Source organism: Parasutterella sp. St.1A3 (assembly GCF_059728705.1).
This window is the reverse complement of sequence record NZ_BAAGFK010000001.1, coordinates 2,182,472-2,203,594: the sequence shown is the minus strand read 5'-3', so window position 1 is coordinate 2,203,594 and position 21,123 is coordinate 2,182,472. Positions and strand designations below refer to the sequence as shown.

Here is a 21,123-nt window from a genome sequence, read left to right as displayed (position 1 = left end):
GGATGAAGCGCATTAGTGCCGGGACCCTGTCGTTCTTTGCGGATATCCTCAGCGTGGTTTTAATCGCGCTGCTGCTTTCCGCCGCGACCTTTTGGTTTATTCAAAGGCCGGTATTTTTGCTACGTCATGTGGATGTGGTTATTGAAGGCAATAAGGAAGCTGTTTCGGTTGAGGAGGTCGCTCAGGCGCTCAAAGGAAATTTGCGCGGGAATTACTTTACGGCAAGTTTGGGGAGCGCAGCGGCGAGTCTGAAGGATATCCCTTGGGTCAAAGATGTCGCAATTGTTCGGGAGTGGCCGAACAGTCTTCAGATAGAGCTGGTGCTGCATGAGCCGATTGCCATCTGGGGAGACGGGAAGCTGCTCGCCAAGGACGGTACGATTTTTGTCGCGAATCCCGATGTGGCGGATCCGAACGGGCAGCTGCCCAGGATTAACGGACCCGAGCAGAAGCGGATGAGGATTTATGATCAGTACCGCAGGTTTGAAGCGGTATGCGAGCAGTACGGCTATCGCGTCGTTTCTTTGGACTTGGAAGATTTCGGCGGCTGGATCGTCAGATTTAAGCGGCCTGACGGAAAGGCCCTTAAACTAACACTGAAAGAGGGCGACAGCCCGGAAGCATTGGACGAAAAATTAAAAGAAGTCATTCTCAGTCTGCCCAGGCTGAAAGATCGTCTGGGAGGCGAGCCGCTTGAGATGGACGCACGCTACGCCAAGGGCGTGGCGGTTGTGAAACCCGCGGCGGAGCAGGAAACAGATGAGGATATGGAACACCTCCCCGGAGAGAGTAAGGATGGCAGATAATTCAAAAGATTTATTGGTCGGATTGGACGTAGGATCGTCGAAAGTCGTATGCGCAGTCGCGTCTTCGATCAGCCCCACTTCTTTCAGAATTGAGGGGCTCGGAGAGTGTCAGAGCCACGGCATTCGAGAGGGAACTGTCGTAGATATTCAGGGCGCGGTGGAATCGATCCGCGCCGCGGTGGACGAAGCCTCGCAGACTGCGCAGACCAATATCCGCAATGTTGTGGCGGGAATTTCAGGAATTCATATCCGCACCGACAATGTGACGCAGCAGCTGATTATTAAATCAAACGAGATTGAACAGCGGGATATTGATCAGCTGATAGAGAACTCGCAGGAGGGTCCTCTTGCGCCTTCGATGCGTTATCTTGACGTGATTCCGCTCGAATACGCGGTCGATTTTAACTGGGGCATTGTTTCTCCGCTCGGCATGGAAGGCAAAAAGCTCGAAGCCAAGCTGCACATGATCACCGCTCAGTCGGGTCCCTGCGTTAACTTAAATAAGGCGATTCGACGCGCGGGACTTGAGCTGATCGACAGCCAGCTTTGCTTTAATCCGCTTGCGGCTGCCTCGGCGCTGCTTTCTCCGGAGGAAAAGAATTTAGGTGTCGCGCTGATCGATATCGGCGCGGATTTGACAGATGTCGCGGTATTTTCGAACGGTGTGGTTCAGTACACCTCTGTCGCTCCTTTCGGCGGTCAGACCATCACGGACGAAGTCGCGATTAAGACTCAGCTGTCCAACGAATCGGCTGAAGAGCTCAAGCATCGTCTCGGACAGGTGAAGTTTGATCCTACAAAGGATGTGGACGGCTCGTTTGTGATGCCGGCCTACCCGGGTCTGGGTCAGGGAAAGGGCAGAGTGCTGACCAAGCAGGCCTTCTCGGACATTATCAACCCGAGGATTCAGGATATGTTTGAGAACATCTATTACAAGATCCGAGACAAAGGTCTGCACAATCAGCTCAGTCACGGTGTTGTGCTGACGGGCGGCGGCGCCTGCCTGCCGGGGATTGACCGAATGGCTAAAGAAGTGTTCAGCATGCACTTGGCCGGAAGAGACATCAATGTTCGAATCGGTCGGCCGCTGATCAGCTTTGAAACCGGAGAGTTTTTTGCTCCGGAGGACTATTCGACCGCTGTGCTTCCGTCTCAGCTTACGGGCTATTCGACGCCGCAGCACGCAGCCGTCATGGGCTATTTGTATGACTTGAACCGCAAGGTTCTGACTCAAGGGTCCCGTATTCGCAGCAAAGGCAAACTTAAGACTGCGGCGGAATATCTTAAAACGTGGTTTTTAGGTAATTTCTAACGATTTTTAATCCGGCTCTAAAGCCGTCAAAGAGTAAATAATCATGCCGTTTATTGAGGAAGACACAGATTCTCTGGGACAGCAGATGCATGAGACCGTCATTAAGGTCATCGGCGTCGGAGGCGCCGGCGGAAACGCTCTGAACACTATGGTGAACAGGATGGGCGGGGCGGAGATCACCTTCATCGCAGCCAATACGGACATACAAGCATTAAACAAGTCCCTGGCTGCTTATAAGCTGCCCTTAGGTTCGAGCGGACTTGGCGCCGGTACCAAACCGGAAGTCGGTTTTCAGTGCGCCAATGAAGCACGCGTTGTGATCGCCAAGATGCTCGACGGAGCCGACATGCTGTTTCTGACGGCGGGCATGGGTGGAGGCACCGGAACCGGGGCCTCTCCGGTCATTGCCGAAGTCGCCCGCGAGATGGGCATTCTGACGGTTGCGATTGTGACCAAACCCTTCAGTTTTGAAGGCTCAAGGCGCATGAGGATTGCGGAAAAGGGGCTGGAGCAGCTCAAAGATCGGGTAGACAGTCTGATTGTTGTTTTGAATGATCGTCTGGAAGAGACGCTTGGAGAGGATGCCTCGCTGAAAGACTGTTTTGAGAAGGCTGACGAAGTTTTATACAACGCCTGCTCGAGCGTGACGGAAATGATCCAAAACTGCGGCATGATGAACGTTGACTTCAGAGACATCAAAACCGTCATGAGCTGCAAAGGAAAAGCGCTGATCGGTTACGGCGAAGCCTCAGGTGCGGATCGAGCGGTGATTGCGGCGTCTCAGGCGATTTCCGCGCCGCTGCTTGACAGCGTCAGAATGCGCGGCGCAAAGGGTCTGCTTCTTAATGTTTTCGCGTCGACCTCTGTTCGCGCATCGGAATACCGAGCCGCGATGGAAACGGCTCAGAATTTTGCCGATCCTGACGCGATTGTAAAAGGCGGTCTCTTTTTTGACGACAGTCTCGGCGATACGCTTCGAGTCAGTTTGATCGCGACCGGCATTGAGGATCCGGATCAGCCGGCCCAGGTCCCGAAAGAGGCGGAGAAGAAGCCTGAAGCGGCGCCGTTTCTTTCTCAGCCGTTCAGTGCCGGCAGCGCAAAGCAGCCTGAGGCTGAACCGCAGCAGTCCGCCAATCAGAGCGGACTTTGGAGCTCGAATCCTCTCGGCTTGAAAAATTAGCGGGCAAGCACCCCCGGGCAGACAAAAAGCCGTGTTTCTTTGAGACGAAGGCGACTGAGGGGTTTAACGGTCTTCGGTGCGTTTTTTTACAAGAGATATTGTGAGAAATCCGAGACGATTTTTTTGATTAACGATAAAATTACGAGTCTGATGGTGGCAGAGCCGCAACGGCCTGAAAATAGAGAAGTACATGGAAAAGGTTATTGAAGAATACAACAGCTCCGATATGGGAGACGGACACCGTGCAACGGTGATTAAAGTTATCGGTGTCGGAGGTGCAGGCGGAAACGCGCTCAACACGATGGTTCGCAAGATGGGCGACAGCGATGTCGAATTCATTGCGGCCAATACGGACCAGCAGGCATTATCCAACTCCCTGGCCAATCAAAAGATTCCGCTTGGCAAGAGCGGACTGGGCGCAGGCATGCGTCCCGAGGTTGGTTTCCAGGCGGCTAATGAAGCGCGCGAAGAGATTGCTGACAAGCTGCGCGGAGCAGACATGGTGTTTATCACCGCCGGTATGGGCGGTGGCACCGGTACAGGCGCTTCTCCCGTTGTAGCTGAAGTTGCTCAGGAGTTGGGTATTCTGACTGTCGCGGTCGTCACGAAACCGTTTAATTTTGAAGGTATGCGCCGCATGAAGACGGCAGAGCAGGGCCTTCAGCAGCTCAAAAACCGAGTTCATTCACTGATTGTTATTCTGAACGATCGTCTTGAGGAAGAGCTCGGAGAAGACGCGACATTCAAAGAATGTTTCGAGAAGGCTGACGAGGTTCTCTACAACGCCTGTTCCGGTATTGCCGAGCTGATTCAGCGCGTCGGCTACATGAACGTTGACTTTGAAGACGTCCGTACGGTTATGGGCGCAAGAGGCACCGCCATGATGGGTATGGGCGAAGCGGAAGGTCCGGACAGAGCGATTGCGGCCGCTTCTCAGGCCATTGCCTGTCCGCTGCTTGAAGGCGTTCAGCTCAAAGGCGCGCGCGGTCTGTTGGTCAACGTTACCGGAAGCACCGGCATGCGTATGTCAGAATTCAGAACCGCTATGGAAACCGTCAAGAATTTTGCCGATCCTGACGCGCTGGTTATCGCCGGTTCTGTCACAGACGATTCTCTTGGCGAAAAACTTCGCGTGACCGTGATTGCCACAGGTCTTGATCAGGACGGTACCGATAATTTCGAGACCGACATGAGGACAGGCCAGAGCGCGAGCCCGGTAAACAATTCTTCTCAGCTTTGGAAGCAGAACACACCGTTCCGCACGGGTGCCGCTGAAACACTGCATTCAACGACGGAACCCGCTGCGCTCGGCGTTGATCTCTTCGGCGCTCCGATGACTGAGACAAAACCGAAGGCCAAGGCTGAACGTAATCCGGAACCGAAGGTCGAGCCGAAGGCTGAACCGCAGGCTCAGGAACCGAAACCGGAAGTTCGTCCCGCAGAGGAAGTGAAAGAAGCGAAGCCTGAAGAAAAGCCCGCTGCCGCGCACACGGAAAATCCGTTCCTTCAGCCTGTCAGCCGTCCGATTTCCACGCCCGACGTGCAGAATCCTTTCCCGCAGAACAGTGCTCGCGACAATACCGTTTTCGGCTCCTTCGGCGGTAAAGAAAGCGTTCGTCCCGCAAGCGATGTTTTTGCAACGCTGAATCCTCAGCAGGGCACCAACAGCGGTCTTTGGACAACCAACGCGCAGACGCCGGCCGCTGAGCCTCGTCCTGCGGCTAATACAGAAGAAACACCGGATCAGCCGCGTTTTGAATACGGCATTCCGACTTTCCTTCGCAAAAAGTCATAAGAATCGTTCATGATTAAGCAAAGAACATTGAGAGAGCCCGTCTCGGCGGTGGGTGTGGGCGTTCATTCGGGTAAAAAGATCCGCCTGACGCTTAGACCCGCGCCGGTTAATACCGGACTTGTGTTTACGCGTACGGATTTGAATCCGCCGGTTGCCATTCAGTCGGAGCCCACACGCGTTAACGACACGCGTATGGCGACGACACTGGATAAGGATGGCGCGCGCATCGCGACGATTGAACACATGATGAGCGCGTTCTCGGGGCTTGCAATTGACAACTGCTTTATTGATGTTGACGCGCCCGAGATTCCGATTATGGACGGTTCGGGCTCCACCTTTGTTTACATGATTCAATCGGCCGGGATTGTTGAACAGGATGCTCCGCGTCGTTTTGTACGCGTACTCAAACCCGTTGAAGTACGTGAAGGCGACAAATGGGCCTCTCTGGTTCCTTACGAAGGCTACAAACTTTCGTTCAGCATTGATTTTGGTCACGAAGCGATTGACAAGACCGCTCAGTTTGTTGAGGTTGACTTTAATAAGCAGAGTTATGTGCGTGACGTTTCGTACGCCCGCACGTTTGGTTTTGTGAAGGACTTGGAGCTTTTGTGGTCGCTCGGCTTAGCCCAAGGCGGCACGATGGACAACGCGATTGTTTTGGACGACAAGCACGTGCTCAATCCGGAAGGACTGCGCGCAGAGGATGAGTTTGCCAAACACAAGCTTTTGGACGCGATGGGCGATTTATACGTGCTTGGACATCCGTTAATCGCGCACTACAGCGCCTTTAAATCCGGTCATGAAATCAACAACAAACTGCTCCGCGCGCTGATCGCTGATCCGCTCAGCTGGGAGTACGTTGAGTATCCGGATCCGGAACTTGCTCCGCGGTCATTTACTGCCGCGGTTGCTTAGCCTGGTAACACAGAGGTCGGAATTTTCCGGCCTTTTTATTTATTTTTAAGTGACGCTGCCAGACGTTCCATTTCTGCTTTAAGAGGAGAGCTCTCAGGGAGTCGCTCAGCAAGTTCCTTTGCGCCTTCGGCGGCTTCTTTGCCGCTTAGTCTCGGATGCATTTCCGTGTGCAGAAACGGTTTGGGAGGAGGCGGAGAAACATCGAGCGCAGCGGCAAGTTTGACAGCGCCGAGTCCGCGCATTGCCATATAGTTCTGCAGCGTCGGAAGAATCTGCTTGAATTTAGTGATCATGGCGTTTGACGGAAGCGACACTTCCGCGCGAACCTCTTCCCTGACTTGCGATAGTGCGTCCGTTTCATAATTCAGCGCGTATGGATCGGCATCTTCAATGCGAACCCTTTTCACGGACACTCGGATCATATTCGGTTCAATAGGCACGCCAAGGCGAAGATCGTCGCACATAGGCGCAATCACAGCGGCGATTTTTTTTGCGGCCCGCATATTTTCAAACTGCCGATAAAGCGCGCCCTTCTGCATGACATTTCGAAGAGGCTGCTGTGGAGACCAACGCACGGCCATGACGATCCTCTGATGATTCAACTTTTCCATTATAGGTCCGGGTGCCTGTAGCGATATGCAGCTTACTAACATCTTGTCGCAAGTCGTTAGTGTTATTACGGCTCAGCCCTAAAAAAGGCATGGAAAATACAAGTTAGTGTTGTAAAATCAACAGTCCGGCGTGTTCACTGCAGTATTAAATCGCATTTTGATTCCCGTGATCGGGACAGAACCGCCTAGGTTAAATATGTGCGCAGCAGCGGTACCCCGTTGCTTTCGTTTTATAAGAGAAGAATTGATGGTCAATTTCCTGACAAAGATTTTTGGAAGCCGCAATGATCGACTGATCCGTCAGTACCGTCGCAAAGTAGCGGTGATTAACAAACTCGAGCCTGAAATGAAGGCGCTCACGGATGAGCAGCTGAAGGCGAAGACTGTGGAATTTCGCCAGCGTCTTGCAGACGGAGCCACTCTTGACTCTCTTTTGCCCGAAGCTTTTGCGGTAGTGCGCGAAGCGAGCTTCCGAGTTCTGGGAATGCGTCACTTTGATGTTCAGCTGATCGGCGGTATGGTCCTGAACGACAACAAGATTGCGGAAATGCGCACCGGTGAAGGTAAGACGCTGACCGCGACACTTGCGGTTTATCTGAATGCTCTGCCCGGCAAAGGCGCCCATGTCGTTACAGTGAATGACTACCTGGCAAGCCGTGACGCGGCATGGATGGGCAAGATTTACAACTTCCTCGGAATGACTGTCGGCACGATTCTTTCAAATCAGCCGAATGATCAGAAAAAAGCAGCGTATGCCGCGGATATTACTTACGGAACCAACAATGAATTTGGTTTCGATTATCTTCGCGACAATATGGAGTACGACACAGAAGCACGTCGTCAGCGCGGCCTTTTCTTTGCGATTGTTGACGAAGTCGACTCCATTCTTATTGACGAAGCCCGTACACCTCTGATTATTTCCGGTCCGGCCGAAGGCGGCACAGACATCTACGTCGCCATTGACAAGATTCCGGATCAGCTGGTTCGCCAGAAAGAAGAGAAGGGAGAAGGAGACTACTGGGTCGATGAGAAGCAGCACTCGGTACAGCTTTCCGAATCCGGTCACGAAAAAGTCGAGAAGATCATGGTGGAGATGGGACTTCTTCCGGAAGGACAGAGCCTTTATTCACCGCAGAACATCATGCTTCTGCACTACCTCAATGCAGCGCTTCGCGCGCATACTCTCTTTGTGAGAGACCAGCACTATGTGGTGCAGAACGGCGAAGTGATTATCGTTGACGAATTTACCGGCCGCTTAATGAAAGGCCGCCGCTGGTCCGACGGTCTTCATCAGGCCGTGGAAGCTAAGGAAGGCGTCAAGATCCAGCAGGAAAACCAGACATTTGCCTCCATCACCTTCCAGAACTACTTCCGTATGTACGAAAAGCTTTCCGGTATGACCGGTACAGCGGATACGGAAGCCTATGAGTTCCAGGAAATTTACGGTCTTGAAACAGTTGTCATTCCGACGCACCGCATGATGATCCGTGACGATCAGCAGGATAAGGTGTATCGCACGGCCAAAGAAAAGTACAAAGCGATTGTTGATGACGTTAAGGAATGCTACGGCAGAGGCCAGCCGGTACTGGTCGGTACAACGTCGATTGAAAACTCCGAGCTCATCAGCCAGATGCTGGACAAGGAAGGAATTCCGCACAACGTGCTGAATGCCAAACAGCATGAAAAAGAAGCTCAGATCGTTCTGGAAGCCGGACGTCCCGGCATGGTGACGATTGCTACGAATATGGCGGGCCGCGGTACCGATATTGTGCTGGGCGGCGGCATTTCCAAGGCGCTTGAAAGCATTGATGAGGATCCGTCTCTCAGTGATGAAGAAAAGACTGCGAAGAAGGACGCTATCAAGGCAGAGTGGCAGAAGGATCACGACAAGGTCGTCGAGCTCGGCGGTCTGCGTATTATCGGTTCCGAACGTCATGAATCCCGTCGTATTGACAACCAGCTTCGCGGCCGTTCCGGCCGTCAGGGCGACCCGGGTTCTTCACGCTTCTACCTCTCGATGGAAGATCCGCTTCTGAGAATTTTCGCCGGTGAGAAGATGCAGGCGTTGATGAACAAGCTGCGTCTGCCTGAAGGCGAAGCGATTGAAGCCGGCATTGTGACGCGCTCTATTGAAACAGCGCAGCGCAAAGTTGAGTCCCGCAACTTCGATATTCGTAAGCAGCTTCTGGAGTATGACGACGTTGCGAACGATCAGCGTAAAGAAATTTATGCGCTTCGTAATGAAATTCTTGAGAACAGGGACGTTTCCGGTCCGGTTAAAGAACTGCGTGACGGCTACTTCACCAGCCTGTTCCATCAGTTTGTTCCGCCGGATACCGTTGAAGAGCAGTGGGATCTGGAGGGTCTTGAGAAAGAGCTGAAAGAGAAATGGAATATTGAAGTTCCGCTTAAAGAAACACTGGAAAAATCTGAAAGCTCCGACGAAGATCAGCTTCTGGATATGCTGATTCAGGCGACGAATAAAGTTTATGACGACAAAGTCGCTCTGGTGGGACGCGAAGCGTTCTCCGAGTTCGAGCGCAATGTTCTTCTGCAGTTCCTTGATCAGCGCTGGAGAGAGCATCTGAGCCAGCTCGATATGCTGCGTCAGGGCATCTATCTGCGCGGATACGCTCAGAAGCAGCCGAAGCAGGAATATAAGCGCGAAGCTTTTGAACTGTTTGCAGCGCTTTTGGAAACGGTTGGCGCCGATGTCACCCGTGTTCTGATGAATGTTCAGATTCGACAGCCGGAGCCTCAGCCCGAGCCTGAACCTGAACCCGCAGCGATTCCGGCCGCTCAGTCTGATGAGCCGGCACCGGAAGCAAATCCGTATGCGGGCGTGGGACGTCACGACTTGTGTCCCTGCGGTAGCGGCAAGAAGTTTAAAGACTGCCACGGCAAGCTGAAATAAAGAAAAAAGACGGTCCGCAACGGACCGTTTTTTTGAGCGGTGCTCTAGAATTTAGAGAAATACTTTAAAAATCGTAAAGGACAAAAATGGCTGTCAATTTATATCCGCCCGAACCTTCGGAAATTTATCCCGTCCCCGGAGTGGTTCTCGGCGTCGCGGAGGCCAATATCCGCAAACCCAATCGTAAAGACGTTCTGGTTGTAGAGCTTGCGCTCGGCTCCCGCGTTGCCGGAGTTTTCACCAGCAATCGTTTTGCAGCCGCGCCGGTTCAGGTCTGCAGAAAGCATTTGAGCGAAACCAATAATATTCGCGCAATTGTCGTGAATACCGGTATCGCTAATGCCGGCACCGGCCTTCAGGGCGTGATCGATGCGGAAGAGACCTGCCAAAAGCTCTCGGAAATTTTGAATTGCTCGCCGACTCAAGTCCTGCCGTTTTCTACCGGTGTGATTATGGAGCCGCTGCCAATGCGCAATCTGCTTAAAGGCGTGGAGGAAGCTGCTAATTCGTTATCGCGCAATAATTGGATTGACGCGGCCGAAGCTATTATGACAACCGACACGGTGCCCAAATGCTATTCGAAGCGGGTGGATCTGGACGGTCATGAAATTACGATCACCGGCATCAGTAAAGGATCGGGCATGATTGAGCCGCATATGGCAACCATGCTGGGATTTATCGCTACGGATATCGGCATTGATGAATCGATCCTTCAGGAAGTCGTTAAGACGGTTGCTGACGCTTCTTACAACCGTGTCACAGTTGACGGCGACACATCAACGAATGATTCCTTTGTTTTAATTTCCACCGGCAGAAATCAGGCCGATCCGATTGCTTCTGCCGACGATCCTCGCTACGACGATCTGCTTGACGCGCTGATCGAAGTGGCCCAGAAGCTTTCTCAGGCCATGGTGAGGGACGGGGAAGGGGCTTCCAAGTTCATTACGATTACAGTAGAAGATGCGCGTGACGAAGAGGAGGCTCTGAAGGTTGCCTATGCTGTAGCTCATTCTCCTTTGGTCAAGACAGCCTTTTACGCTTCCGATCCTAACCTCGGTCGAATCTTAGCGGCAGTCGGCAATTCGAAGATCGCCGATCTTGATCCAGCCAAAGTAACGCTTTGGCTGGATGACGTGCTCGTTGCGAGAAACGGCGGAAGAGCTCAGGAGTATGAAGAAATTCAAGGGCAGACCGTCATGGCTCAGGATGAGATTACGGTTCGCATCAGCCTAGGCAGAGGAGATGCCTCGGAGACGGTTTGGACGACTGATCTGTCGCACGACTACGTATCGATCAACGCCGACTATCGGAGCTAATGAGATGCTGAGCCCCGACTTGGAAACACGTCTTGCAAAGGTTCTTGACCGACTGGACAATTTGCTTCCCAAAACCGAGGCGGAAGTTGATTGGAGCGCTAAAGCATTCCGCTGGAGAAGAAGAAACTATCTTGGCATGTCTGCCGGCGAGCTTGAGCCGGTGGAAAGGATCGCTTTTGTTGAGGAGTCGGTCATTATTAATGCTGATCGGCAGAAAGAGCAGCTTTTTCGCAACACAGAGCAGTTTGTCAAAGGTCTGCCCGCAAACAATGTATTGTTGTCCGGGGCTCGTGGAACCGGTAAATCTTCTTTGATTCGCGCCTGTTTCAGCAAATACTGTAACCAGGGACTTCGTCTTATTGAGGTCGATAAGAGCGATCTGAGAGATCTCGCGGACATCGCACGCATGGTTTCGCATCGTCCGGAGAAGTTTATAGTTTTCTGTGATGACTTGTCTTTTGAGTTTGGTGAAGGCGGATACAAAGAACTAAAAGCGATTCTTGACGGCTCTGTCGCTTCGTCCGGAGACAATCTTTTGGTTTATGCGACATCGAATCGCCGTCATCTGATGCCGGAGAAGATGAGTGACAACCTTGCGAGTTCGATGGATGAAGACGGAGAGCTGCATCCGGCGGAGACGATTGAGGAAAAGATGTCATTGTCCGAGCGTTTTGGTCTGTGGCTTAGTTTCTACCCGTACAGTCAGAAAGAGTATTTGAGTATTGCCAAGGTTTGGACAGAGCACTTTGGCGGCACGATTAACGAAGAGTGGCAGACTGAAGCGCTGCAGTTCGCGCTTCAGCGCGGCTCCCGCTCTGGCCGTGTGGCCTATCAATTCTCCCGAGACTGGGCCGGCCGCACACGTCTGGAAAAGGAAGACGCATGACGAAATTAACTGAGGTCTCTGTTGCGGTCGTTTTTGACGGAAAGGGACGTTTTCTGATGACGTCCCGACCCGAAGGAAAAGTTTATGCGGGTTATTGGGAGTTTCCCGGCGGAAAGATAGAACCCGGCGAGACTGCCGAAGACGCGATACGTCGGGAGATGCGTGAGGAGCTTGGCGCGGAGATTTTTGATTGCAAAGAAGTTAAAACATCGGTTTTTACGTATCCGCATGCGACTGTGCATCTACACTTTATTCAATGTCGACTTAAATCGGGGGCGATTAAAGCCCTTGAAGGCCAGGAATTTAAGTTTGTGACAATGGAAGATCTTCCTGAACCGATTCTTCCCGCAACGGTTCCGGAACTGGAGGTTGTAACGGCCTGCAGGCTCTAAAAAGAAAAGCTTTCCGTTTGGAGAGCTTTTCCTTTACAGGTCAATTACATTTCGTTTTCCGGTTTGACCTTGCTGTGTAATTTGCCGGTTGCAAGCGCTTCTTCTGAAATATCAAGATCATCGTCGGCTTCCTGGTTCTTGCTTTTGATTACATAGGAGCCTTCAGCCCAAGCGCCTAAGTCAATCAGTTTGCAGCGCTCGCAGCAGAAAGGACGAAACGGATTTTTTTCAGAATATTCACATTCCCGACCGCATGTCGGGCACTTTACTTTTAAGGCCATAACAACAATTAGGAGTTACATATTGCAGAGGCCAAGTGTAAACGGAGCGTTTGCAGGAACCAAGTGTTCGGGGCCGTTTTTACCAAAATTAACGGGATTAAATCTGACGGAAAGCAGATATCGGTTTGCCGAAATTTTGGGAACCAATCCAAGCTTGGGATCAACAAAGATCTGCAGCAGTGTGAAAGTCTTACCCTGAAGATCTTTCTGGTAAGCGCCGTTCACCGCGTTTTCAGTTTTGAGTTCCGCGGTACCGCGCAGCAAGTCGAGAATTAAGTCGATTGCGGTTCTGTACGGTTTAAGCGGAGCGATCCATTCCTTGAGGTTCGCTTTTCTTTCCTCTGCCGGAAGATGCAGCCAATGATGGTACATAGGGATATCAAACTCGCAGGTTCCGGCCGGAATTGCCGAGCGCTGTCCTACGGTTTTGAGAAATTCATTCTGTGAGGAAAGATGTGAAATACGCACGCCGACAGTGCTGAGTTCAGCTCTGCTCTTCTGAAGCTGCTCAAGCGTCATTTTGAGAGAGTTCTGATCGACATGCTCATTAAAAGCTAAAGGTTCAAGGCATGATCTGAAGCGGGCAAGTTCATGCAGGAGATCATTTTTCTGATCTCCACGCACCGTGACTTCCTGTATTTCGAAGTACTTAAGGATAGCCGCACGGTGATCGTTTAAATTCTCTTGTTGAGCAAACCATTCCAGCTGAGAAAAGAGATCCGCCAATCGAAGGAACGTGCGAATTTTTTCGTTAGCCGGGAATTCATAGCGAAGCAACCCGTCAGTCATTATTTGGCCTTTTTTAGTTATTAAAATCTACCACAAATATGTGCTAACGGATAGTAATTTTGCTTAGAGCTTGAAGATTATTCTTCTAACTTTCCAAATTGCGTTCTGTTTTTTGCTGAACTGTTCGAGACAGTCAGAGTGATTTTGTTCGTGTGTCCGAGCGCATTTAAAGCGACGAAGCTGCTTATGTATTTCCTTTGCTCTGCATCGGTACTTTTTCCTGCATCGATCAGCATGCTGGGGAAATCGATAATTCTCTGTCTATAGACGAGTATTTGGTATGCAGGCGATGGACCGCTTCTTTTAGCTCTTTAATGGAAAAAACATTTTCGATAATGTCATCAGCGGATTTAAGCCGCTCAGTCCTCGAGGCTTGAGCATTAAGAATTGACATGACCTCTTCACGGGAGAAGCCGTTTCTCTTCATAACGCGGGTGATTTGCATTTCTTCGGGAGTGTCAACGACGAGAAGCCGGCTGATACGCTGCTTCCAAAAAGAATTCTCTGTTAACAGCGGCACACTGATGATGCAGTAGCGGCCTTTTGCTTCGCTGAGCTGCCTGAGGCATTCTTTTTGAATAATCGGATGGAGGATCGACTCGAGTTTTTTTCTCTGCATCGGATCTCTGAAGACTAAATCTCTCATGAATTTGCGATCCATTGACCCGTCGGGCGAGATAGCGTCATTTCCGAAAGCTAGTCGAACCGCATCGATCGCGATGCCGCCGGGAGCGGTCACCGCGCGAGAGACGCAGTCAGCGTCGACTACGGTAACACCGAGGGCAGAGAATTCGTCCGAGACAGTTGTTTTACCGCTGCCGATTCCTCCGGTTAATCCGATAATTCTCATAGCTTTTATTTCTGAAGAACGTTATTGATCCATTTTTCCGTTAATTCGCCGCGATGCTGTCCTTTCCATGCAAGCGGAATATCCAGCACTTTGATGTTGGATAAATTGAGCACAGGATCGTCCGCAGCTACATCGGTACGGGTTGGGGCGTATTGGATTTTATTCTTCAGAATGAAATGCGCAAACTTTGGGCTGGAAGCCCATTCCATAAAAGCTTCTGCTTCTTTTTTATTTTTTGCGCCCTTAACGACAGCAACGGTTTCGATGCCAACCGTAACGCCTTCTTTCGGATAGCTGATGGAGACCGGGTAGCCGAGCTGTTTTATATCCAAAGCGTCGGGAAGGTAGACGATCGCCGCAGCAGCAAGGCCTTCTCCCACGCGCATTGCCGGCCAAGCTCCGCTTTTGGTATACATCTGAACGTTTTTATGAAGCTGCTTTTGGTAATCAATCGAGCCTTTATCTCCAAAAGCCATTTCAAGCGAAAATAGACGTTCGGTTGCGGTTCCGGATGTACGGGCATCGGCAAGAATAATTCCGTTTTTGTATTCCGGTTTAAGCAGATCGAGCCAAGAAGAGGGCGCTTTTAATTTCTGCTTTTCCAAAAACTTGTTATTGGTAATAAAGGCAAGCGGCATGATGCCGACACCGGTCCAATAGCCGTCCGGATCTAAAAACTGCGACGGAATCTTATCCGCATTTTTGGGGCGATAGACGCTAAGAAGGTTGTCCTGTTTTGCGGCTTCCAAAAAGTCAGCGGGACCGCCGAGGACAGCATCGACCTGAGGATTTTTTCTTTCCGCTTTCAGCCGCGTGAGGACTTCTCCGGCGGAAAGCCTCAGGTAATTTACTTTGATGCCGGTATCTTTAGAGAACTGCGCTAACACTTGTGTCGCATATTTTTCCGGCATAGAGGCGTAGAGGTTCAATTCTGCGGCAGTCAAATTTGACGAGAGGCCGGAGAAAAGCAAGGCTTGGGTTAGGAGGAGGCGCTTTAGAAGCATTTTTTCGGTCTCGAATTAGAAGAGGTTATAGTTTGCCATCCAAATGCCGAAAAATTGGGGGAAGCGTCAAAGATTTCACTCAGGGCGGGCAGAACCTTCATTTCCTCGAAAGTGCTCTATGTTTAGTGCATGTCAGCCGGTCCTAAGCGAATGACATGCAGTCTCTCCGAAACTCAATCGCCTTCTATGTCCAGCGGGTGTATTTCCAACGCCGGAAGGTTTTTGACGATCTTCATTGTCTCCACGCTTACGGTAATCACCTTAAGGAACAAATCGTACGGATATGTGGAGTCCCCCATTTCTTCTCCGTACTTATTAAAGTCATTGACAATTCCGCTGTCCTTATCAACTTTGACGCAGCACCTTTCAACGATCCAGTCCAGAGCGCTCTTCTTGTTGACTACGTACTCCTGAGTTCCCAGCGGAATATTTTCTATCGTGATGTCAGAGTTGTAGATCAGTCGAGTTTTATCCTTAGCCGCGTTGCCGGTTTTACCCTTAATCTTGCCCCATTTCATTTGTGTTACATGGAACGAAGCACTCGGTTTCATTTGAATGTTAACGCCTGAGTAACGAGGCTGCTTTTCAAAATTCACATGCAGGTCAGCTAACTTTCTGCCCGCTTCACTGAATGCTTTGAACTGTTCAAATGTGGCAACCCGCGGAATTCTCGGAAGCTCCTTACTCAGATTATTTGCATACTTTGTCCGGTAATCCGGGCTATGCAAAATGCCGTAGATGTAATAGAAGAGGTCATCCTTCGAAATTGTGTTCTCCGGATAAGCTTCCTGAAAATGTTCCAGTGCTTCATCAGTAATTGCGTCTTCTTTGATGAAGTCTCCGGAAGCAGCGGTTTCAGAGTTTTCTTCAGTTGATTTAAATAAATCCGGTTCTTCTTTCTTTGAGTTGTCAGTAGTGTTATAGATGAAGCGAGGGAAGCATTGAGAATCGCCGTTGAAATGGAGATCGGCAATTTGATTGGTCATCAACGCAATGAATCCATCAGTAGCCCTAGCTCCTTGGTTTATGCAAATAACAAGGTTTTCCGCAGATGTGGTAGGGAAAAGTTTAGACATCTGATAAACACAGTTATTCCAATAACGATCAAAGTAAAGCCACTGTCGGTTAAACGGACGATAAAAAGATGGATATTGTTTTTCTTTTGAAAATAGTTGGCTATATTTTCCTTTTAACACATCTCTTTTTTGAGGTCGATCCCATTTAATATAGTGAGGATCGGAGGATGGGATAAAATCTTCCCCCTCCTTTAAACGTCTGTCGACTTCTGCGTTGTAGTGGTTTATTAAATTCGCTATGTTTTGCGCTAGAGTGTCACAGGAAGAGTTATAGGACCAAGCATCTCTGCTTGTGACAATCCCCAACGAAAAATTCTTAAAAATAGAGAGTTCTTCTGTCTTTTTTCCATCTAATCTCATGAAACAAGAGTAAGAATCATCTCTCTGATTTATCCAATCACCATGTTTATCCGGATAGATTCTCTGCCATTTAATCTGAGAAATTGACTTGGCTTTACCTATTTGTGCAAGTTTCTCCTCTCTGGTTAGGTAGTCATCAACGGCATGGAAATAAATCTTGCCTTTTTCAGGATCATCCGGATTCTTGACAAGAAGAACTATTGCAACGGGAGCGCGACTTCCCTCACCAAAAATGTTGTCTTTTTCTTTACGGCGTTGCTCGCCTTGAGTTCTGGCATTTCCCTTCAAATGGAAAATATAGATTGAATTGAACTCCTCAGCCATGCATTTACGCATGCCATCTGCACTGTTAGATTCAATCCAACCAGCATTGGTCACAAAACCGATGACTCCTTTATCTTTAATACGGTCGGATGCCCAGCGGTAAGCACGGATATAAGAATCAAAAAGTTTTCCTTTCAATGTGGAATTTGTTCTTGATACATAGGTAGCAGTTAACCTTTTATCGAGCTTTTCATAGTGTTCATTAGCATTATCATCGTTCTGACTATCTTGCCCAACCGAATAAGGAGGATTGCCAATAATTACTCGAATATCCAACTCATTCGTCTTAGCTAAGCGGGCGTTATTTTCGGATAATGACGTACTGAAAAAGCTTTTAGGATCGTGATCGGCAAAAGTATCCGTCCAAATCATCACGGGGTTGGGCTCATATTCAAGATTTGGTACTAATTCATGCAGCGTACTTTCTAAGTTCATTGAAGCTACGTAATAAGCGAGAGGGACAATCTCGTTGGCATGAATGTCATTTTTGAATTTCTCATTGAGCTTATCTTTTGGAATCAATCCGCTTTGCATGAGTCTTGTCAGAAATGTCCCGGTTCCTGTGAACGGATCAAGGATGTGAACATCAGGAGCGTCAATGGTTGTTCCAAACTCTTTCTTGAGAACGTCCGCAACAGAATTATTGATAAAGTCCACTACTGGGACAGGTGTGTAGACAATGCCGAGTTTATCTCGCAGCTTTGGGAAAGCAGTTTTGAAAAACTTGTCAAAGAGTTCCAGGATTACTGTTTGCCTACCTTCAGAAGTTTTGATGTTCTTGGCACGGAGCTTGACGGAGTTATAGAAGCCCTCTAATAACTTCGTTGCTGATTTCATGCCCTCCTTATCAAGTGATTCCAGCATCGTGCTCATCGCTTTTGAAAGAGGATTTTTCTCCGTGAATGGGAATTTGGAGAAGAGTGCGTCCATCACGGGTTTCGTGACGATGTGCTGGCCCAGCATGTCGAGAATTTCCTCGCGTGAAAGTTCGTCGTTCAGAGTGTTTTTTAGTTCCTTAGAGAACTCATCGAATTTCTTTTGAGATGCTTCGTTTGCCGGATCATCTAAAACGGATTTGATGTGTTTGACCTGTTCTTCGCAAATCCTGCCGACATCTTCGGCCCAATCGCTCCATTCTTTTCGGTTCCCGACTTTCTTTACGATTCTCGCTCTGATGTCTTCTTCCAATATGGAATCTCTTCCGAATGGCAGAGCAAGCTGTGGGTTCGGAACATCATTTCCGCCACGAGGTGGCTTTCTTCTTTTTGGCTTATTCTTGCCATCTCCGCCGCTTGAGGAGTTTTGTCTTGTGAATTTTTTATCCGTAAGGCAAATAACCTCGAGTTTTTCAGAATTGACGGTTTTCAGCTGTCCGTCAACCATGGATCCGAAATCCTCGTCAATTGACTTCAAGGCCCTCAAAACCTGCCAAACCGTCTCGAAGTCCTTATTGTTATCTAATACGGAATCAGCTGGAATTCCCGCGGGTGTAACAATTGGAATAATGACGTAGCCGCGCTCCTTCTTCGTATTCTTGGAAGTACGCATGACCCGTCCGACAGTCTGGACAACGTCAACCATCGACTTGCGAGGCGATAAGAAAAGCACGGCGTCTAACGAAGGAACATCGACGCCCTCAGAAAGACAGCGAACATTAAATAGAATTTTGCAGCGCCCTTCCTCCGTGTCAGCACGAAGCCACTCCAGACGATTGGCTTTTTCTGTTGCATCCATCGATCCATCAATGTGGCGTGTATCGCAAATGAGACCGTTCTGTTCATTAAAGAAAGCTTCATCCAAGGACTTGGTTTCTTTACGGAGTTTGTCTTTGAATCGCTCAATTGTGTTTTGGAATTCAGCCGTAAATTGTTTGGAAGAAACTTTGTCGTATTTGTCGGAAGGATTGATAACCTGTGCAAAACCAACTGCGCGTTTCATCGGCTGAAGGTCATCTCCCAATGATATTTCGCCTTGTAGGTCTCTCTTTGATAAAGCTCTCCAGCAGCCGATGACTTTTGCAGCGTTCGATACAGAGAGACCTCCCTGAGCTCCGAGAGCTAAATCATCCGGATCGTTCTTATCTCCAATCATGGATTCGTTGACCGTCAGAACAATAACCTTGTAGTCAACCAGGCTTCCGAGTCTGACCGCTTGTGTGAAGTTAATCGAGTGGAAGGTTTCTCCATAAACGTCTTTATCGTCCATGGAGTAGAGGACAATGTCGCCTTCCTCGTTTTGCTTTTTCGCATTACTGCCGTAAATTTTCGGCGTTGCCGTCATGTAGAGGCGCTTTTTCGCTTTGACGTAGTCATTGTTGTGAATGCGTGTGAAGACAGCCTCTTTCTCGTCTGTGAAGTGGCCGCCTGCGGTTCTGTGAGCTTCATCACAAACCACTAAATCAAACTCTTTGACAGCGTCGGTCGATAAATTCTGCGCCTGATGAATAACATCGATGGACTGGTAGGTAGAGAAGATGACCGTCATCGCATTCTTATTTTCCAAGGCTTTTGTAACTTCTTTCCCTAATGTCATGGCGTCGGTCGTAGCCGGATAAGAAAGTTCGCTTCCGACTGTCAAAGATTCCAGATCCTCCAGATCGGCTTTGCCAGTGGAAGAATCAGAACAAACCGCAAAAGCCTTGACGGGATAAATGCATTGCTGCTTCCAGTCCGTAAGCGTCTGCGAAAGAAGAGAAAGTGATGGCACTAAGAACAGGACTAATTTTCCTTTTCCGACTTGTTTCTCTGCAATCTTCAAAGAAGTGTAGGTTTTACCGGTACCGCAGGCCATGATCAGTTTCCCGCGGTCGGCTTTTTTAAAGCCGCTGATAACTTGTTTGATTGCCTCTTCCTGATAGTCGCGAGGGGTACGCTTTGCTACTTCCTTTAATTCGCCTCTCTGATAAGCGTCCCAGTCGACGGTAGAACTTGCTAAAGTTTCTCGTGTGATCAGAGTGACCGGAGGAACTTGCCTGTCAAGTTCTTCTCTGACGTTATCGCTCCAGTTTTCATTGGTTGCGACTAAGAAGCGTCTTGTAAAGAACGGTTTACTGGACGAAGCAAGGAATGAGTCGACGCCGCCTTTAGGTACTGTGGCTTTTTTGTCGTAGAACTTGCACTGAATTGCCGTAAATCTGTTGTCATCGGCGTTAACTCCGACCAGGTCTATGCCGATGTCGCGAGAGGAGGATACTAATTCCGGGTGCTTCTGACTCCAATCTTTATAAGTTAAGACCTCAGAAAATAAGTCTCGGTACGTCGGTTCTTTTGTGAGCCAGTCTCGGATAAGCGTTTCAAACCGCGTTCCTTTATCGCGTTTAATGTCGGATGAGGTGTTCTCGAGATTATAAAGTAAACGGTCTAGCGAGAGAGAATTGGGGGGGGTATACATATTTACTGCTTGAACTTTATTTTCTGCCATTTTATATAAAAAGGGGCCTTTTTACCAGGTTAAAAAGGCCCTTGACCACTCTGATTTGGAGAAAGTATTTTAAAGCATGAAGAATGCGTTCTTTCCCATCGTTTAAACGACTCAATCTTTATAAACAACACATCCCGGGGCGGTCGCGCCGACTCATTAACTACCTCAGGAAAAGAGTCTATACATTCAGTCTTTTTCTAATATCCACTAAAGTTTCACCGTTGTAGGCAAAGTACAATCCGCCTTGTATGGCTTTTACTTTCATTAAGTATTTGCCAAGGCCGCTTAGTGAATACGTCTTGCCTTCAAAAGAAACCTTGTTCTTTTTATCAAGAGTTGTACAGGTGATTTTGGCGTCCTTAACAAATGTCAGCGTAGTGCCTACAGGAATGCCAAGGAGTTCAAACGTCAAATTGCCTTTCTTAGGCGGCGTTGTTTTGGATGGGGTAGATTCCGGAGCGCCCTCAATCGGATAGCGAATCAACTGAGCTTCACTGCCGTTGATTTGAGCGATTGCAGATAGGACTTCGTAGGCCTTCTTGGCATCCATTCCGTAAAATTCGCGGTTCTTAGCGTGGCGTAAGGTCGGATCAAGCGTATCAATCAGTCTATGCAGTTCCTTATCTCTCAAACGTTTCTTAACCTTGTAGGCTGCATAACAGTGAAAAGGATCGGGAAGGGCACTGTTTCTATTAAGACTCTTTAATCTTTTCTCTACGTCATCCGCGTAACCAATTTTGACCATGTCCGGAAAGGCAGGATTGACAAGAATATAGATTGAACCCGCGAATTGTTCTTTCTTTTCGCCTCCACAGGTGTAACCACGCTTTTTCAATTCATCTTCGATGAGGTTAATTAAAGCTTCGTCCAAACATTGAGATAAAGTACTCAT

General features: G+C 49.2%; 16 protein-coding genes. 9 read left to right on the top strand and 7 right to left on the bottom strand.

What is annotated here, in order from left to right:
• Positions 1 to 2: 2 nt before the first annotated feature.
• The 5 genes from AC6I1F_RS10220 to lpxC all read left to right on the top strand — a co-directional run bounded on the left by AC6I1F_RS10220 (position 3) and on the right by lpxC (position 6,008).
• Positions 3 to 806 (top strand): cell division protein FtsQ/DivIB, encoded by an 804-nt coding sequence (locus tag AC6I1F_RS10220; protein WP_289163844.1) that lies wholly within the window; start codon positions 3 to 5, stop codon positions 804 to 806.
• Positions 796 to 2,118: a cell division protein FtsA gene (gene ftsA / locus AC6I1F_RS10215; protein WP_160334614.1), complete on the top strand. Its 1,323-nt coding sequence runs from the start codon at positions 796 to 798 to the stop codon at positions 2,116 to 2,118. The genes AC6I1F_RS10220 and ftsA overlap by 11 nt, the downstream gene beginning before the upstream one ends.
• A 43-nt stretch (positions 2,119 to 2,161) precedes the next feature.
• Positions 2,162 to 3,298, top strand: coding sequence for a cell division protein FtsZ (gene ftsZ / locus AC6I1F_RS10210; RefSeq protein ID WP_290432628.1), 1,137 nt, complete (start codon positions 2,162 to 2,164; stop codon positions 3,296 to 3,298).
• A gap of 190 nt (positions 3,299 to 3,488) precedes the next feature.
• The gene (ftsZ, locus tag AC6I1F_RS10205) at positions 3,489 to 5,093 is read left to right on the top strand and encodes a cell division protein FtsZ (protein WP_497801773.1); all 1,605 of its coding nucleotides are present in this window, start codon (positions 3,489 to 3,491) and stop codon (positions 5,091 to 5,093) included.
• Positions 5,094 to 5,102: 9 nt separating this feature from the next.
• Complete coding sequence (gene lpxC / locus AC6I1F_RS10200; protein WP_289163842.1) at positions 5,103 to 6,008, top strand: UDP-3-O-acyl-N-acetylglucosamine deacetylase; 906 nt, start codon at positions 5,103 to 5,105, stop codon at positions 6,006 to 6,008.
• A gap of 35 nt (positions 6,009 to 6,043) precedes the next feature.
• On the opposite strand, the gene AC6I1F_RS10195 is transcribed toward lpxC, so the two are convergent.
• On the bottom strand, positions 6,044 to 6,619 hold the full coding sequence (locus AC6I1F_RS10195; protein WP_160334616.1) for an orotate phosphoribosyltransferase: 576 nt from the start codon (positions 6,617 to 6,619) through the stop codon (positions 6,044 to 6,046).
• A 244-nt stretch (positions 6,620 to 6,863) separates the two neighbouring features.
• On the opposite strand from AC6I1F_RS10195, the gene secA reads away from it, so the two are divergent.
• The 4 genes from secA to AC6I1F_RS10175 all read left to right on the top strand — a co-directional run bounded on the left by secA (position 6,864) and on the right by AC6I1F_RS10175 (position 12,127).
• Entirely contained in the window at positions 6,864 to 9,533 is a 2,670-nt protein-coding gene (secA, locus tag AC6I1F_RS10190; RefSeq protein WP_289185287.1) for a preprotein translocase subunit SecA, read from the top strand.
• Positions 9,534 to 9,619: 86 nt separating this feature from the next.
• On the top strand, positions 9,620 to 10,849 hold the full coding sequence (gene argJ, locus AC6I1F_RS10185; protein ID WP_289171960.1) for a bifunctional glutamate N-acetyltransferase/amino-acid acetyltransferase ArgJ: 1,230 nt from the start codon (positions 9,620 to 9,622) through the stop codon (positions 10,847 to 10,849).
• Positions 10,850 to 10,853: 4 nt separating this feature from the next.
• A complete protein-coding gene (locus AC6I1F_RS10180; protein ID WP_160334619.1) occupies positions 10,854 to 11,735 on the top strand; it encodes an ATP-binding protein in 882 nt (293 codons plus the stop codon).
• Complete coding sequence (locus tag AC6I1F_RS10175) at positions 11,732 to 12,127, top strand: (deoxy)nucleoside triphosphate pyrophosphohydrolase (protein WP_160334620.1); 396 nt, start codon at positions 11,732 to 11,734, stop codon at positions 12,125 to 12,127. The genes AC6I1F_RS10180 and AC6I1F_RS10175 overlap by 4 nt, the downstream gene beginning before the upstream one ends.
• A gap of 44 nt (positions 12,128 to 12,171) precedes the next feature.
• Here the strand turns inward: AC6I1F_RS10175 and AC6I1F_RS10170 are convergent, their stop codons facing one another.
• The 6 genes from AC6I1F_RS10170 to AC6I1F_RS10145 all read right to left on the bottom strand — a co-directional run bounded on the left by AC6I1F_RS10170 (position 12,172) and on the right by AC6I1F_RS10145 (position 21,123).
• Entirely contained in the window at positions 12,172 to 12,408 is a 237-nt protein-coding gene (locus AC6I1F_RS10170) for a DNA gyrase inhibitor YacG (protein ID WP_160334621.1), read from the bottom strand.
• A gap of 15 nt (positions 12,409 to 12,423) precedes the next feature.
• Entirely contained in the window at positions 12,424 to 13,197 is a 774-nt protein-coding gene (gene zapD, locus AC6I1F_RS10165; RefSeq protein ID WP_160334622.1) for a cell division protein ZapD, read from the bottom strand.
• A 229-nt stretch (positions 13,198 to 13,426) separates the two neighbouring features.
• Positions 13,427 to 14,047, bottom strand: a complete 621-nt coding sequence (gene coaE, locus AC6I1F_RS10160; RefSeq protein WP_289171959.1) for a dephospho-CoA kinase — start codon at positions 14,045 to 14,047, stop codon at positions 13,427 to 13,429.
• 5 nt (positions 14,048 to 14,052) lie between these two features.
• Positions 14,053 to 15,051, bottom strand: coding sequence for an ABC transporter substrate-binding protein (locus AC6I1F_RS10155; protein ID WP_160334624.1), 999 nt, complete (start codon positions 15,049 to 15,051; stop codon positions 14,053 to 14,055).
• 173 nt (positions 15,052 to 15,224) lie between these two features.
• Positions 15,225 to 20,201 carry a type ISP restriction/modification enzyme gene (locus tag AC6I1F_RS10150; RefSeq protein WP_497801772.1) on the bottom strand — a complete coding sequence of 1,659 codons (4,977 nt, stop codon included), beginning with the start codon at positions 20,199 to 20,201 and terminating at the stop codon, positions 15,225 to 15,227.
• Between the two features lie 208 nt (positions 20,202 to 20,409).
• Positions 20,410 to 21,123: a GIY-YIG nuclease family protein gene (locus tag AC6I1F_RS10145; RefSeq protein WP_497801771.1), complete on the bottom strand. Its 714-nt coding sequence runs from the start codon at positions 21,121 to 21,123 to the stop codon at positions 20,410 to 20,412.

Bases quoted from the DNA above. Each gene is read 5' to 3' on its own strand.
- ftsZ (WP_290432628.1), top strand. From the start codon at position 2,162: ATGCCGTTTATTGAGGAAGACACAGATTCTCTGGGACAGCAGATGCAT.
- ftsZ (WP_497801773.1), top strand. From the start codon at position 3,489: ATGGAAAAGGTTATTGAAGAATACAACAGCTCCGATATGGGAGACGGA.
- ftsA (WP_160334614.1), top strand. From the start codon at position 796: ATGGCAGATAATTCAAAAGATTTATTGGTCGGATTGGACGTAGGATCG.
- AC6I1F_RS10180 (WP_160334619.1), top strand. From the start codon at position 10,854: ATGCTGAGCCCCGACTTGGAAACACGTCTTGCAAAGGTTCTTGACCGA.
- AC6I1F_RS10155 (WP_160334624.1), bottom strand. From the start codon at position 15,051: ATGCTTCTAAAGCGCCTCCTCCTAACCCAAGCCTTGCTTTTCTCCGGC.
- AC6I1F_RS10150 (WP_497801772.1), bottom strand. From the start codon at position 20,201: ATGTATACCCCCCCCAATTCTCTCTCGCTAGACCGTTTACTTTATAAT.
- AC6I1F_RS10195 (WP_160334616.1), bottom strand. From the start codon at position 6,619: ATGGAAAAGTTGAATCATCAGAGGATCGTCATGGCCGTGCGTTGGTCT.
- argJ (WP_289171960.1), top strand. From the start codon at position 9,620: ATGGCTGTCAATTTATATCCGCCCGAACCTTCGGAAATTTATCCCGTC.
- AC6I1F_RS10145 (WP_497801771.1), bottom strand. From the start codon at position 21,123: ATGAGTACTTTATCTCAATGTTTGGACGAAGCTTTAATTAACCTCATC.
- AC6I1F_RS10170 (WP_160334621.1), bottom strand. From the start codon at position 12,408: ATGGCCTTAAAAGTAAAGTGCCCGACATGCGGTCGGGAATGTGAATAT.
- lpxC (WP_289163842.1), top strand. From the start codon at position 5,103: ATGATTAAGCAAAGAACATTGAGAGAGCCCGTCTCGGCGGTGGGTGTG.
- zapD (WP_160334622.1), bottom strand. From the start codon at position 13,197: ATGACTGACGGGTTGCTTCGCTATGAATTCCCGGCTAACGAAAAAATT.
- AC6I1F_RS10175 (WP_160334620.1), top strand. From the start codon at position 11,732: ATGACGAAATTAACTGAGGTCTCTGTTGCGGTCGTTTTTGACGGAAAG.
- AC6I1F_RS10220 (WP_289163844.1), top strand. From the start codon at position 3: ATGAAGCGCATTAGTGCCGGGACCCTGTCGTTCTTTGCGGATATCCTC.
- coaE (WP_289171959.1), bottom strand. From the start codon at position 14,047: ATGAGAATTATCGGATTAACCGGAGGAATCGGCAGCGGTAAAACAACT.